Annotated in this window: 9 protein-coding genes and 1 pseudogene; 5 read left to right on the top strand and 5 right to left on the bottom strand. The window is 62.3% G+C overall.

Annotated elements, in window-relative coordinates:
- Positions 1–107: 107 nt before the first annotated feature.
- From AX676_RS12570 to AX676_RS12590, 4 genes are all read right to left on the bottom strand, one after another.
- A complete protein-coding gene (locus AX676_RS12570) occupies positions 108–1,166 on the bottom strand; it encodes a hypothetical protein (protein WP_156437781.1) in 1,059 nt (352 codons plus the stop codon).
- Positions 1,167–1,177: 11 nt separating this feature from the next.
- Positions 1,178–2,344: a hypothetical protein gene (locus AX676_RS18125; RefSeq protein WP_197417087.1), complete on the bottom strand. Its 1,167-nt coding sequence runs from the start codon at positions 2,342–2,344 to the stop codon at positions 1,178–1,180.
- 284 nt (positions 2,345–2,628) lie between these two features.
- Positions 2,629–3,219: a hypothetical protein gene (locus tag AX676_RS12585; protein WP_066481012.1), complete on the bottom strand. Its 591-nt coding sequence runs from the start codon at positions 3,217–3,219 to the stop codon at positions 2,629–2,631.
- A 133-nt stretch (positions 3,220–3,352) separates the two neighbouring features.
- Positions 3,353–5,752, bottom strand: coding sequence for a TonB-dependent receptor (locus AX676_RS12590; RefSeq protein WP_066481014.1), 2,400 nt, complete (start codon positions 5,750–5,752; stop codon positions 3,353–3,355).
- 478 nt (positions 5,753–6,230) lie between these two features.
- Between AX676_RS12590 and AX676_RS18555 the strand changes: the two genes are divergently transcribed.
- Complete coding sequence (locus AX676_RS18555; protein ID WP_231728693.1) at positions 6,231–7,424, top strand: S41 family peptidase; 1,194 nt, start codon at positions 6,231–6,233, stop codon at positions 7,422–7,424.
- On the opposite strand, the pseudogene AX676_RS18560 reads toward AX676_RS18555, so the two are convergent.
- Positions 7,370–8,734 (bottom strand): annotated as a pseudogene (locus tag AX676_RS18560) (S41 family peptidase); the annotation flags it as partial. The gene AX676_RS18555 and the pseudogene AX676_RS18560 sit on opposite strands and share 55 nt — an antisense overlap.
- Between AX676_RS18560 and AX676_RS12610 the strand changes: the two are divergent.
- The 4 genes from AX676_RS12610 (at position 8,733) to AX676_RS12625 (ending at position 14,377) form a co-directional block, all read left to right on the top strand.
- Complete coding sequence (locus AX676_RS12610) at positions 8,733–11,132, top strand: TonB-dependent receptor (RefSeq protein ID WP_066481014.1); 2,400 nt, start codon at positions 8,733–8,735, stop codon at positions 11,130–11,132. The pseudogene AX676_RS18560 and the gene AX676_RS12610 sit on opposite strands and share 2 nt — an antisense overlap.
- A gap of 133 nt (positions 11,133–11,265) precedes the next feature.
- On the top strand, positions 11,266–11,856 hold the full coding sequence (locus AX676_RS12615) for a hypothetical protein (RefSeq protein ID WP_066481012.1): 591 nt from the start codon (positions 11,266–11,268) through the stop codon (positions 11,854–11,856).
- A 284-nt stretch (positions 11,857–12,140) separates the two neighbouring features.
- A complete protein-coding gene (locus tag AX676_RS18130; RefSeq protein WP_197417087.1) occupies positions 12,141–13,307 on the top strand; it encodes a hypothetical protein in 1,167 nt (388 codons plus the stop codon).
- Positions 13,308–13,318: 11 nt separating this feature from the next.
- Positions 13,319–14,377, top strand: coding sequence for a hypothetical protein (locus AX676_RS12625; RefSeq protein ID WP_156437781.1), 1,059 nt, complete (start codon positions 13,319–13,321; stop codon positions 14,375–14,377).
- Positions 14,378–14,484 lie beyond the last annotated feature (107 nt).

The raw sequence follows: 14,484 nt of genomic DNA on the forward strand, positions 1-14,484 counted from the left end.
CCCCAATATCGGTCGTTCAACGGATTGGCGACGGCCGGCAAAAGCCGTCGTTTGTTCATGAGACTAGGCGGAGGCTGGACCCATAAGGGCGACTGTTCAAACCGCTTTTAGGAAGCCTCCTTGAGCTCGTGGACCGCTGTGAAAACATCGAAATACACTTCGCGAATGAGTTGGGACAGCGTTACGCAGAGCTCGTTCCAGTCTATGTTCGCATGTTCGATGGTATGGTGAATTGGCCGATAGTGGACCAAGCTATTCCTCAGCTTATAAGTCCGCCTCGCCGCTGTCGCCGCCAACACCGCGTCGCCGTCTGGCCGAGCCTCCCCAAGGCAATCGAAGATTTTGTTGAGGGCCGTCTCCGTGCTCCTAGCGAAAAGCCCCGCGAGGCTGTCCTCCTCGCGCGGACGCCACCCGATTTCCTGTTCCAACGCGATTGCGACTTCCTGCCATGGTCCAGTAAAGCGGAGAGCGGTCGCTACCTTCGTTGATGCCGTGAAAGCATAGAGCGCCTCGAGGCACCGATAGAGCGCTAGGAATAGTCCACCCGGGTCGGCATCAAACAACGACCGACATAGGATTTGATAGGGCAGCCCGAGCCCCGACAGATCGGTTAGCGTCACCAGTGACTTAGCTGTAGCCTCCTCGATCCAGGTGTCCATGCTGGGGACCTGCCCGAGACAAATCTCATAATAGGCACGCCACGTTTCCGAGAACTCGATCGGCGAACCCTCGAAGACCTCGATCGGTCCGAACAGGTCAGCGATGACCTTATGGTCGTGACCGTCATACGATTTGTCCTGGTCGAGGTCAGCTAGCTCGATCGCGTCTTTGATTTGGTAGGGTGTCGCAATCGGGCGCGGCTTTCCCTCAGCCAAAAATACCGACACCAATCCAGGGGTAGCCTCTCCCACCTCAAGACCAGCCGGCGGTGCGCTGCATTGAAGACCAAGCGTCGAGAAGAATGTCCGTTTACCGTAGTCTAGGCGCGCTATCATCCGACGCGGCGTGACACGGAACACGTCAGAAATCTGCGCACCAGCCAAGAACGCGCTATCGGTTGTGGCGCCCCTTATCCAGCGGGGGGCCCCAGCGTTGACCACCGGTTCTCCGGCGGCAGCGCACAGACTATCAAGTCCGCTGAAAATAGCCTGTTGTGCACTTTTCATAGTCCGTGACATTAATGCGCCCGCCAGCAGGGCTCCATGTTCGCCACGTCGAAGCCCTCGTCAATTAGCACCTTGAAGGCTTCGAAGAACACGCTGCGCTCGAAGCGGCCGACTTGGCCAGAGCGAACATCAAGCCGCTCCCGAAGCACGCCCAGGGCAAGAAACTCGCCTACCTTCTCCGTAGAGACTACGTTCAATCGGTCGGTCAGATCGCTTGCTTGGCGCGCTACTCTGTCCACTCTCTCAGCCACTTGTTGCTCGGTGCGATCCATCCCCGGCCGCCCCAAGGCATACTGTGCGACGGCAGTCACGAAGCCGATCCGCGCAGGTTGGCTGTCGAAGACGTTCTTACCTCTAGCGTAACGCTCGATGGCTCCGAGGGCAGGATCAAAGCGGGAGAACGCTTTGTCGAGGCCAACCATGATACTTAAGCAAGAGTAGAATTGTGCTTGGAAATCACGTCGCGACAAATTCTCCACGAAATCCAAGCGTGAGAACTCTTCTGAGAGCGCTTCTTTCGTGTCCACGGTCGTCTTCCGTAACGAGAACGCCAAATAAAGTTCAACCAATGTATCGCTGGCGTACTGAGCGGGGCCAACCCGACGACCGGGCTTATCTGGGCCAAAGACACGGTCTAGTTCAGGTACATTCTCACGAATTTCGTCAATCAGCGGAGCATAAACCACCGCCAACTGGCGCGCTAAGCTCCAGGGGACTTGGCCAGTATTTAGGACCAACATTCTATACACCATGGCCCGGACGGATTTTGTTAGCCAAAATTCGACACGCAGGCTTCGGTCGAATACTGCCTCATGACCCTCTAGCGCTTCGATGATAGCGGTCGTCCGTTGCATTCCGTCAATGATCGCGAGCGATGGAACAGCGCCATCGGGTATGATGTCGCGAGGGCCTAGCTCTCCAGACATCGGGAATGAGTTGAAGCGTTGGTTATCGACTACGGCCCCTATCACAACCGGTGGCAGAATAGCGCCGTGACGTATGTCGCTGACCATGCGATCTCGTATTCGCTTGGCCGTCGTCGTCTTAAGAGCGTCTCGCTGACCTTCAATCCCACCGCGGGCACGATAAGCTTCCCGGATAAGTTCGATGTAATCTCGCACGCGCACATCGGTCATTACTGACCAGCATTCCGTGCGGTCGTCCTTCAGCCAATTCAACTCTCTGCTCCAATCGCTACTGCATCCGGACAATATATTGCATTTACGCCCGCCCTACGGAAGCGGTCGTAGCTTGGCATTCCACTCTTTCACGACGACTTCTTGGTTTGTCGTGCGAATAGGATAGTGGCCGTCCGCTTTCGCGGAGCTGTCGACCTGAAGCTTCCTGTCTGGATTCGGCCCACAAGCGGCCGTCAATCATCTACGCTATCTACTTTCGCCAAGTCACACGGCTGTCTTCACGGCCCAGGCCTTCCGCCCGGCGGACACCCAAATCGCCTCAATCAACCATTCAGCTTCTTGATGGCCGCAGCGGGATCGTCGAACACGAAGAGCGTTTCGTGGCCCCATAGCGCGTCGGGGGTGTCGCACCCCTGGTACAGATGCGGCCAGATCTTCAGCAGCTCGTAGACGTTCGCGTCTTCCTTGCACGTTCCGACGACGAGGTTGGGATCGTAGAATTTGACCCGGCCGGTCCACGGGAAATAGGCGCCGATGATGTGGCCGTCGCCCTTGTTGCTGCCGATGCCGTACGCCTTGTACGTGCCGCGCCACGGCGTCATTTCCTTGATGTTCTCTGCAGAACTGATGCCGCGCAGGTCGACGGTCTTGCTGGCGATTTCGTTGAGCTTCGTGCCATTCTCCAGCGGGCCGAACTGGAGTGCGGTCGATCGCTCGCCCACGGTCAGCAACGGTTCCTTCAGACCCGTCCCGACCTTGATCTGGCCGGCAAGGTCCATGAACCAGTAGAGTGCCTGGGCGGCGCAGGTGGCGTGCCGGTTGCCCGGGAACCTCGGACTCTTATAGTCGAGGTCAACGTCCATAAAGCCTTCGATCATGCCCTTGTAGAGCGCGTAGTTCTCAAGCAGTCCCATGACATCCCCCTCGCCCGGACGGCATTTTCGCCAGTCGTGTCGCTAGAATGCCTAACCGTCTTTCGTGTAACCGGCGCGACAATGTGGCGGGGCACGGAGGGCAGCACTCACGCCACCCCCCGGCCCTCCCCCATCAGAACTTCTGCCGCGCGGTCACGCCGAACGTGCGCGGCTGGCCGACGTTGAAGCCCAGGCGGGCGCGGCCGCCGCGTTCGCGGTCGAACGACAAGAGCGGGTTTTCGTCGAACAGGTTGTTGACATAGGCGATCAGCGACAGGCCGCGGCCGAATTCGACGCCGGCCGACAGGTTGAACAGCTGGTAATCGGGCAGTTCGAGGTCGAGCGTCGTCGCCGCCGTCGCCGGCGCGCCGCCGAAGGGCAGGCCGTGGACGAAGGTGCGCGGGTTGTTTTCCTGATCACTGGGCTGGGTATAGCGCGTGCCGACATGCTGGAAGCTGGCGGTGATGAAGCCGTCCGCGTCGCTGCCCAGCGGGTAGGTATAGGTCGCGTTGGCCGACAGCTGGAATTCGGGCACCGAGGGCAGGCGATTGCCCTCACGAATGCCGGTGGTGGTCGCCAGCGGTTCGGGCAGGGTCGAATCGAATTCGGATTCGAGCAACGTGCCGCTGAGCGCGAGGTCGAGGCCGGGAAACGGCGAGGCGGTCAGTTCGACCTCGATCCCCTGGGTGTGGGCTTCGTCGACGTTGAACACGATGCGCGACGAGCATGAGCCGGCGTCGAGCGTCACCTGAAGGTTCGAGATGTCGGTATAGAAGGCGGCGGCGTTGAGCGTTACCCCGCCGAAGCGCGACTTCACGCCGACTTCGTAGTTCCACAGCGTTTCGTCGTCATAATCCTGGAAACCCCCGAACAACGCGGCGTCGCCCGGCGTGCACAGCGGGATGTTGAGCGGATCGTTGACGCCGCCCAGCCGGAAGCCCTTCGACGCCTGGGCATTGATGGTGACATTGTCCGCCGCCTCGAAGCTGGCGAGGAAGCGCGGGGTGAAGCCGTCGGACTTGGTCGTGTCGGTGCGGTTGTCGCCATTGGCGAACAGCCCGCCCGAGACGAAGCTGCGCGTTTCCTCAAAGTCGTAATAGCGCCCGCCCGCGGTCAGCGTCAGCCGGCCGAAATCATAGCTGGCCTCGCCGAACACGGCCTTTTGCTGGATGTCGTAGGGCAGGAAGGCGTTGTAGGGCGAATCCGGGCCGAAGCCGTTGCGCACCGACGCCGACGTGCCCGCGCCCAGCGCCGCATCGGTCGCGGCGTCATAGCCGGGCGTCGGCAGCAGCTGGCGATAGACGCGGTCGATTTCGGTGTAGAAGCCGCCGATCAGCCACTGGAACGGGCCCGAGCCGTTGGATTGCAGGCGCAGCTCCTGGGTAAAGGTCTCAAGCTCGGTCGTGTCGCGCAGGTTGGAGGGCAACAGCACCGCCGCCGCCGGATAGCCGAGATCGACCGACACCGATCCGGTTAGCGCGCTCGCATCGCGCGAGGCGAGAATGTTGCGGTCGATATAGGTGGTGATCGAGGTGAGCGCGACGCCGCCCAGATCGACCCGGCCGGTCAGGTCGGCGATGAAGGTTTCGTCGCGGAACCGCTCGCCCAGCAGCAGATACTGCTCGCGCTCGTCGAAGGCGACGCGCGGGCGGGTGGTGGTGAACTGGTTGCCGAACAGGTTGTACACCTCCTGGCGGTTGAAACCGTCGGCGGTGATTTCCTGGTACAGCACGCGCGGCGTGATCGAGATGGTGTCGGTCGGCTCGAACAGCAACGCGATGCGGCCGCCGATGCGCTCGCCCGAATTGACGTTCTCGTCGCGCGCGCCGCCTTCGCCCAGAGCATCGATGAAGCCGCCATAGCGGGTGTAATAGCCGACCGCGCGGACCGCGAGCGTCGAGGTGAGCGGCAGGTTGACCGCGCCCTTCAGATGCCCGCCGAGATCGTCGCCGTCGACCAGGTTAAGATTGGCCTCGACCGTGCCCTCGACCCGGTCGGTGCGCGGCTTGTTGGTGATGTAGCGGATGGTGCCGCCGACCGAGCCCGAGCCGAACAGCGTGCCCTGCGGACCGCGTAGCGTCTCCACGCGGTTGAGATCGAACAGGTCGAGATCGGGGGTGAACAGCGACAGCGAGATCGCGCTGTCATCGAGATAGACGCCGACCTGTTCCTTGACGCCCGGCTGGTCGCGGACGACCTGGCCGGCGGAGACGCCGCGGATCGCGACCTGGCTCTGGCCCGGCCCGAGATTCTGGATGGTGAGGCCGGCGACATTGCGTGACAGATCCTCAAGCGTGGTCGCGCCGGAACGCTGGATGTCGGCTTCGGTCTGCGCGTTGATCGAGAAGGGCACATCCTGAAGGCTGGTGTCGCGCAGCGTAGCGGTGACGACGATGTCCTCGTCCGGCGCGGGATCAGCCTGGGCATCGCCGCTGGTGGCGGTCTGGGCCAGCGCGGCGGGGGCGATCAGCAATGCAGTGAGCGAGACGCCGAGCGACAGCGCGTGACGGGTTGCCCGATAGTGACGGATCATGTTGGTTCCTCCCGGATTATTATTGTCACCGGAATGTAATCTGATGCCGGAACCCAGCAAGAAGCCGAAAGAGGCACCAGCCATTTGCGCGCGACCTGTTGCTTTTGGGGCACAAGCCGGCATGCGCGATGCGGTTCGTGATCGGCTTGGCCATCGAGCTACGGGCGAATTCTTCGGGGGGGCAAACATCATGGACATCTGGCGCACTGGTTTGCTCAGTGCCTTGGCCTGCGCACTCGCCGTTCCGGGCTCGCCCGCTACCGCCGCAGGCACGCAGGGGCAGTCCGCCGACGCGCCTTCGTCATCGTTCGATCTTGCGGATCGAATGGTGATCGCCGCCGAGATCAATCACGTCGTCAAACGCTATTTCGGGCATTGGGAGGGCCTGCCGCCCGATTATAACTGGGACGCGCAGTTCGCCGCCTATCTCAAGGAAGCACTCGCCGCACCCGATCGCCGCGGCTTCAGCCTGGCGACGATGCGGCTGTTCGCGAGCCTGGAGAACGGCCACAGCTCATTCTATGACGCGGTGCTCGACGCGGCGCCGACCCTGCCGTTCCACGCCCGCCCCGTCGAGGGCAAGTGGGCAGTGACCACCAGCTGGATCCCCGAGCTCTCCCCCGGCGACGTCATCACCGCGATCGACGGGGTGCCGGTTGATCAGTGGCTGACTCCGATCCGCGCGATCGTTGCCCAGTCCGATGCGCGCGCCAAAAACCGTGTCCTGCTGTTGCAGGGCCGGACCCTGTGGCCGCAACGCGTCCGGCTCAGCCTCGCCTCGGGAAAGAGCGTCAACATCGACCGCACTGCAACTCAGGGCGAGCGGCGCCCCGCCAGCAAGCCGTTCGAGGTGGAGACCAAGGTACGTCCTGATGGTGTCGTCGTCATCCGCATTCCGAGCTTCAACGATCCCAAATTCGAAGCCGCCGCCGTGGCCGCGGTGAAGGCCCACAAAGGCGCGCCGCTGATCCTGTTCGACGTGCGCGGCAACGGCGGTGGGAGCACGCCTGGAACGTTGCTCGAAGCGATCATGGATCGCCCCTATGCCGGCACCATCGTCAACACGCCGATGACCATTGCCCAGAACGACGCGCAGGCTTCCTTTTCGTCTGACGCCGCACCCCTGCGGCTGATGGTCCGCTATGGCCCCGACCGCAGCCAGCCCGCCGCTGACGCGATCAAGGGGCCGATGGCGGTCCTGATGGACGGCGGCTGCGGGTCGGCGTGCGAGGATTTCGTGATCCGCTTTCAGTCGGGCCAGCGCGGGCCCCTGGTGGGCGAGGCAAGTTTCGGATCGACCGGGCAGCCCTATTTTGTCCAGTGGCCGCAATGGAACATGTCGATCCGGGTGTCGACCAAGCGCGAATACCTGCCCGATGGCCGCCCGTTTGAAGGCGTGGGCGTGACGCCGGACATCGCCGTGCCGCAGTTGATCGCGGACCTGGGCGCGGCGGGCGACCCGCAGCTCGAACGGGCACTGGCCGCGCTGCGCAGCGCGGCCAGTGCCCGTTCGAGCTGCGGGTCGCCCGCCGCGCCCAGGTCCGCGATCAACTGCGGCACGGCGATGTCCGGCGTCACGCCCACGCCTTCAAACGGGCGGCCATCGGGCAGGTATTCGCGCTTGGTCGACACCCGGATCGACATGTTCCATTGCGGCCACTGGACAAAATAGGGCTGCCCGGTCGATCCGAAACTTGCCTCGCCCACCAGGGGCCCGCGCTGGCCCGACTGAAAGCGGATCACGAAATCCTCGCACGCCGACCCGCAGCCGCCGTCCATCAGGACCGCCATCGGCCCCTTGATCGCGTCAGCGGCGGGCTGGCTGCGGTCGGGGCCATAGCGGACCATCAGCCGCAGGGGTGCGGCGTCAGACGAAAAGGAAGCCTGCGCGTCGTTCTGGGCAATGGTCATCGGCGTGTTGACGATGGTGCCGGCATAGGGGCGATCCATGATCGCTTCGAGCAACGTTCCAGGCGTGCTCCCACCGCCGTTGCCGCGCACGTCGAACAGGATCAGCGGCGCGCCTTTGTGGGCCTTCACCGCGGCCACGGCGGCGGCTTCGAATTTGGGATCGTTGAAGCTCGGAATGCGGATGACGACGACACCATCAGGACGTACCTTGGTCTCCACCTCGAACGGCTTGCTGGCGGGGCGCCGCTCGCCCTGAGTTGCAGTGCGGTCGATGTTGACGCTCTTTCCCGAGGCGAGGCTGAGCCGGACGCGTTGCGGCCACAGGGTCCGGCCCTGCAACAGCAGGACACGGTTTTTGGCGCGCGCATCGGACTGGGCAACGATCGCGCGGATCGGAGTCAGCCACTGATCAACCGGCACCCCGTCGATCGCGGTGATGACGTCGCCGGGGGAGAGCTCGGGGATCCAGCTGGTGGTCACTGCCCACTTGCCCTCGACGGGGCGGGCGTGGAACGGCAGGGTCGGCGCCGCGTCGAGCACCGCGTCATAGAATGAGCTGTGGCCGTTCTCCAGGCTCGCGAACAGCCGCATCGTCGCCAGGCTGAAGCCGCGGCGATCGGGTGCGGCGAGTGCTTCCTTGAGATAGGCGGCGAACTGCGCGTCCCAGTTATAATCGGGCGGCAGGCCCTCCCAATGCCCGAAATAGCGTTTGACGACGTGATTGATCTCGGCGGCGATCACCATTCGATCCGCAAGATCGAACGATGACGAAGGCGCGTCGGCGGACTGCCCCTGCGTGCCTGCGGCGGTAGCGGGCGAGCCCGGAACGGCGAGTGCGCAGGCCAAGGCACTGAGCAAACCAGTGCGCCAGATGTCCATGATGTTTGCCCCCCCGAAGAATTCGCCCGTAGCTCGATGGCCAAGCCGATCACGAACCGCATCGCGCATGCCGGCTTGTGCCCCAAAAGCAACAGGTCGCGCGCAAATGGCTGGTGCCTCTTTCGGCTTCTTGCTGGGTTCCGGCATCAGATTACATTCCGGTGACAATAATAATCCGGGAGGAACCAACATGATCCGTCACTATCGGGCAACCCGTCACGCGCTGTCGCTCGGCGTCTCGCTCACTGCATTGCTGATCGCCCCCGCCGCGCTGGCCCAGACCGCCACCAGCGGCGATGCCCAGGCTGATCCCGCGCCGGACGAGGACATCGTCGTCACCGCTACGCTGCGCGACACCAGCCTTCAGGATGTGCCCTTCTCGATCAACGCGCAGACCGAAGCCGACATCCAGCGTTCCGGCGCGACCACGCTTGAGGATCTGTCACGCAATGTCGCCGGCCTCACCATCCAGAATCTCGGGCCGGGCCAGAGCCAGGTCGCGATCCGCGGCGTCTCCGCCGGCCAGGTCGTCCGCGACCAGCCGGGCGTCAAGGAACAGGTCGGCGTCTATCTCGATGACAGCGCGATCTCGCTGTCGCTGTTCACCCCCGATCTCGACCTGTTCGATCTCAACCGCGTGGAGACGCTACGCGGTCCGCAGGGCACGCTGTTCGGCTCGGGCTCGGTCGGCGGCACCATCCGCTACATCACCAACAAGCCGCGCACCGACCGGGTCGAGGGCACGGTCGAGGCCAATCTTAACCTGGTCGACGGCGACGATCTCGGCGGGCATCTGAAGGGCGCGGTCAACCTGCCGCTCACCTCGACGCTCGCGGTCCGCGCGGTCGGCTATTACACCCGCTATGGCGGCTTCATCGATGCTCTGGGCGAAGGCGGCGCGCGCGACGAGAACGTCAATTCGGGCGAGCGCATCGGCGGCCGCATCGCGTTGCTGTTCGAGCCGACCGACACCATCTCGATCACGCCGCGCGTGCTGTACCAGGAAATCACCGCCGACGGTTTCAACCGCCAGGAGGTGTACAACCTGTTCGGCAACCAGTTCACCACCACCCGCCCGCGCGTCGCCTTCGACGAGCGCGAGCAGTATCTGCTGCTGGGCGAGCGGTTCCGCGACGAAACCTTCATCGCCGACCTGACCGGCCGGGTCGATCTGGGCGGCGTCGCGCTCACCTCGATCACCACCTATATCGACCGCAACATTCTCGCCTCGCGCGATGCGAGCGCGCTAACCGGATCGGTGTCGGTCGATCTCGGCTATCCGGCGGCGGCGGTGCTGTTGCCCTCCAACCTGCGCGACACGACCGAGCTTGAGACCTTTACCCAGGAGCTGCGCCTGCAATCCAACGGCTCGGGCCCGTTCCAGTGGCTGATCGGCGGCTTCTACACCGAAATCGACCGCGTCTATCGCCAGCTGCTGCCGACGCCCGGCTATGACGCCGCGACCGATGCGGCGCTGGGCGCGGGCACGTCGGCGTCGGTGCGCAACGGCTTCGGCCCGGATTCGCCCTACAACGCCTTCCTGCCCTACGACATCCAGCAAAAGGCCGTGTTCGGCGAGGCCAGCTATGATTTCGGCCGGCTGACGCTGACCGCGGGCGGGCGCTATTACGACTTTGAGGAAACGCGCAGCTTCGTCTCGGGCGGGCTGTTCGCCAATGGCGACAACCGCACCGACACGACCAAGTCCGACGGCTTCACCCCGCGCTTCCTCGCCAGCTTCGAGGCGGCGGACAATGTCACCATCAATGCCCAGGCGTCGAAGGGCTTCCGGCTGGGCGGCGTCAACGATCCGCTCAACATCCCGCTGTGCACGCCGGGCGACGCCGCGTTGTTCGGGGGTTTCCAGGATTATGACGACGAAACGCTGTGGAACTACGAAGTCGGCGTGAAGTCGCGCTTCGGCGGGGTAACGCTCAACGCCGCCGCCTTCTATACCGACATCTCGAACCTTCAGGTGACGCTCGACGCCGGCTCATGCTCGTCGCGCATCGTGTTCAACGTCGACGAAGCCCACACCCAGGGGATCGAGGTCGAACTGACCGCCTCGCCGTTTCCCGGCCTCGACCTCGCGCTCAGCGGCACGTTGCTCGAATCCGAATTCGATTCGACCCTGCCCGAACCGCTGGCGACCACCACCGGCATTCGTGAGGGCAATCGCCTGCCCTCGGTGCCCGAATTCCAGCTGTCGGCCAACGCGACCTATACCTACCCGCTGGGCAGCGACGCGGACGGCTTCATCACCGCCAGCTTCCAGCATGTCGGCACGCGCTATACCCAGCCCAGTGATCAGGAAAACAACCCGCGCACCTTCGTCCACGGCCTGCCCTTCGGCGGCGCGCCGGCGACGGCGGCGACGACGCTCGACCTCGAACTGCCCGATTACCAGCTGTTCAACCTGTCGGCCGGCGTCGAATTCGGCCGCGGCCTGTCGCTGATCGCCTATGTCAACAACCTGTTCGACGAAAACCCGCTCTTGTCGTTCGACCGCGAACGCGGCGGCCGCGCCCGCCTGGGCTTCAACGTCGGCCAGCCGCGCACGTTCGGCGTGACCGCGCGGCAGAAGTTCTGATGGGGGAGGGCCGGGGGGTGGCGTGAGTGCTGCCCTCCGTGCCCCGCCACATTGTCGCGCCGGTTACACGAAAGACGGTTAGGCATTCTAGCGACACGACTGGCGAAAATGCCGTCCGGGCGAGGGGGATGTCATGGGACTGCTTGAGAACTACGCGCTCTACAAGGGCATGATCGAAGGCTTTATGGACGTTGACCTCGACTATAAGAGTCCGAGGTTCCCGGGCAACCGGCACGCCACCTGCGCCGCCCAGGCACTCTACTGGTTCATGGACCTTGCCGGCCAGATCAAGGTCGGGACGGGTCTGAAGGAACCGTTGCTGACCGTGGGCGAGCGATCGACCGCACTCCAGTTCGGCCCGCTGGAGAATGGCACGAAGCTCAACGAAATCGCCAGCAAGACCGTCGACCTGCGCGGCATCAGTTCTGCAGAGAACATCAAGGAAATGACGCCGTGGCGCGGCACGTACAAGGCGTACGGCATCGGCAGCAACAAGGGCGACGGCCACATCATCGGCGCCTATTTCCCGTGGACCGGCCGGGTCAAATTCTACGATCCCAACCTCGTCGTCGGAACGTGCAAGGAAGACGCGAACGTCTACGAGCTGCTGAAGATCTGGCCGCATCTGTACCAGGGGTGCGACACCCCCGACGCGCTATGGGGCCACGAAACGCTCTTCGTGTTCGACGATCCCGCTGCGGCCATCAAGAAGCTGAATGGTTGATTGAGGCGATTTGGGTGTCCGCCGGGCGGAAGGCCTGGGCCGTGAAGACAGCCGTGTGACTTGGCGAAAGTAGATAGCGTAGATGATTGACGGCCGCTTGTGGGCCGAATCCAGACAGGAAGCTTCAGGTCGACAGCTCCGCGAAAGCGGACGGCCACTATCCTATTCGCACGACAAACCAAGAAGTCGTCGTGAAAGAGTGGAATGCCAAGCTACGACCGCTTCCGTAGGGCGGGCGTAAATGCAATATATTGTCCGGATGCAGTAGCGATTGGAGCAGAGAGTTGAATTGGCTGAAGGACGACCGCACGGAATGCTGGTCAGTAATGACCGATGTGCGCGTGCGAGATTACATCGAACTTATCCGGGAAGCTTATCGTGCCCGCGGTGGGATTGAAGGTCAGCGAGACGCTCTTAAGACGACGACGGCCAAGCGAATACGAGATCGCATGGTCAGCGACATACGTCACGGCGCTATTCTGCCACCGGTTGTGATAGGGGCCGTAGTCGATAACCAACGCTTCAACTCATTCCCGATGTCTGGAGAGCTAGGCCCTCGCGACATCATACCCGATGGCGCTGTTCCATCGCTCGCGATCATTGACGGAATGCAACGGACGACCGCTATCATCGAAGCGCTAGAGGGTCATGAGGCAGTATTCGACCGAAGCCTGCGTGTCGAATTTTGGCTAACAAAATCCGTCCGGGCCATGGTGTATAGAATGTTGGTCCTAAATACTGGCCAAGTCCCCTGGAGCTTAGCGCGCCAGTTGGCGGTGGTTTATGCTCCGCTGATTGACGAAATTCGTGAGAATGTACCTGAACTAGACCGTGTCTTTGGCCCAGATAAGCCCGGTCGTCGGGTTGGCCCCGCTCAGTACGCCAGCGATACATTGGTTGAACTTTATTTGGCGTTCTCGTTACGGAAGACGACCGTGGACACGAAAGAAGCGCTCTCAGAAGAGTTCTCACGCTTGGATTTCGTGGAGAATTTGTCGCGACGTGATTTCCAAGCACAATTCTACTCTTGCTTAAGTATCATGGTTGGCCTCGACAAAGCGTTCTCCCGCTTTGATCCTGCCCTCGGAGCCATCGAGCGTTACGCTAGAGGTAAGAACGTCTTCGACAGCCAACCTGCGCGGATCGGCTTCGTGACTGCCGTCGCACAGTATGCCTTGGGGCGGCCGGGGATGGATCGCACCGAGCAACAAGTGGCTGAGAGAGTGGACAGAGTAGCGCGCCAAGCAAGCGATCTGACCGACCGATTGAACGTAGTCTCTACGGAGAAGGTAGGCGAGTTTCTTGCCCTGGGCGTGCTTCGGGAGCGGCTTGATGTTCGCTCTGGCCAAGTCGGCCGCTTCGAGCGCAGCGTGTTCTTCGAAGCCTTCAAGGTGCTAATTGACGAGGGCTTCGACGTGGCGAACATGGAGCCCTGCTGGCGGGCGCATTAATGTCACGGACTATGAAAAGTGCACAACAGGCTATTTTCAGCGGACTTGATAGTCTGTGCGCTGCCGCCGGAGAACCGGTGGTCAACGCTGGGGCCCCCCGCTGGATAAGGGGCGCCACAACCGATAGCGCGTTCTTGGCTGGTGCGCAGATTTCTGACGTGTTCCGTGTCACGCCGCGTCGGATGATAGCGCGCCTAGACTACGGTAAACGGACATTCTTCTCGACGCTTGGTCTTCAATGCAGCGCACCGCCGGCTGGTCTTGAGGTGGGAGAGGCTACCCCTGGATTGGTGTCGGTATTTTTGGCTGAGGGAAAGCCGCGCCCGATTGCGACACCCTACCAAATCAAAGACGCGATCGAGCTAGCTGACCTCGACCAGGACAAATCGTATGACGGTCACGACCATAAGGTCATCGCTGACCTGTTCGGACCGATCGAGGTCTTCGAGGGTTCGCCGATCGAGTTCTCGGAAACGTGGCGTGCCTATTATGAGATTTGTCTCGGGCAGGTCCCCAGCATGGACACCTGGATCGAGGAGGCTACAGCTAAGTCACTGGTGACGCTAACCGATCTGTCGGGGCTCGGGCTGCCCTATCAAATCCTATGTCGGTCGTTGTTTGATGCCGACCCGGGTGGACTATTCCTAGCGCTCTATCGGTGCCTCGAGGCGCTCTATGCTTTCACGGCATCAACGAAGGTAGCGACCGCTCTCCGCTTTACTGGACCATGGCAGGAAGTCGCAATCGCGTTGGAACAGGAAATCGGGTGGCGTCCGCGCGAGGAGGACAGCCTCGCGGGGCTTTTCGCTAGGAGCACGGAGACGGCCCTCAACAAAATCTTCGATTGCCTTGGGGAGGCTCGGCCAGACGGCGACGCGGTGTTGGCGGCGACAGCGGCGAGGCGGACTTATAAGCTGAGGAATAGCTTGGTCCACTATCGGCCAATTCACCATACCATCGAACATGCGAACATAGACTGGAACGAGCTCTGCGTAACGCTGTCCCAACTCATTCGCGAAGTGTATTTCGATGTTTTCACAGCGGTCCACGAGCTCAAGGAGGCTTCCTAAAAGCGGTTTGAACAGTCGCCCTTATGGGTCCAGCCTCCGCCTAGTCTCATGAACAAACGACGGCTTTTGCCGGCCGTCGCCAATCCGTTGAACGACCGATATTGGGG

Origin of the sequence: Sphingomonas sp. CCH21-G11 (assembly GCF_001555965.1) — a bacterium.
GTDB lineage: Bacteria > Pseudomonadota > Alphaproteobacteria > Sphingomonadales > Sphingomonadaceae > Sphingomonas.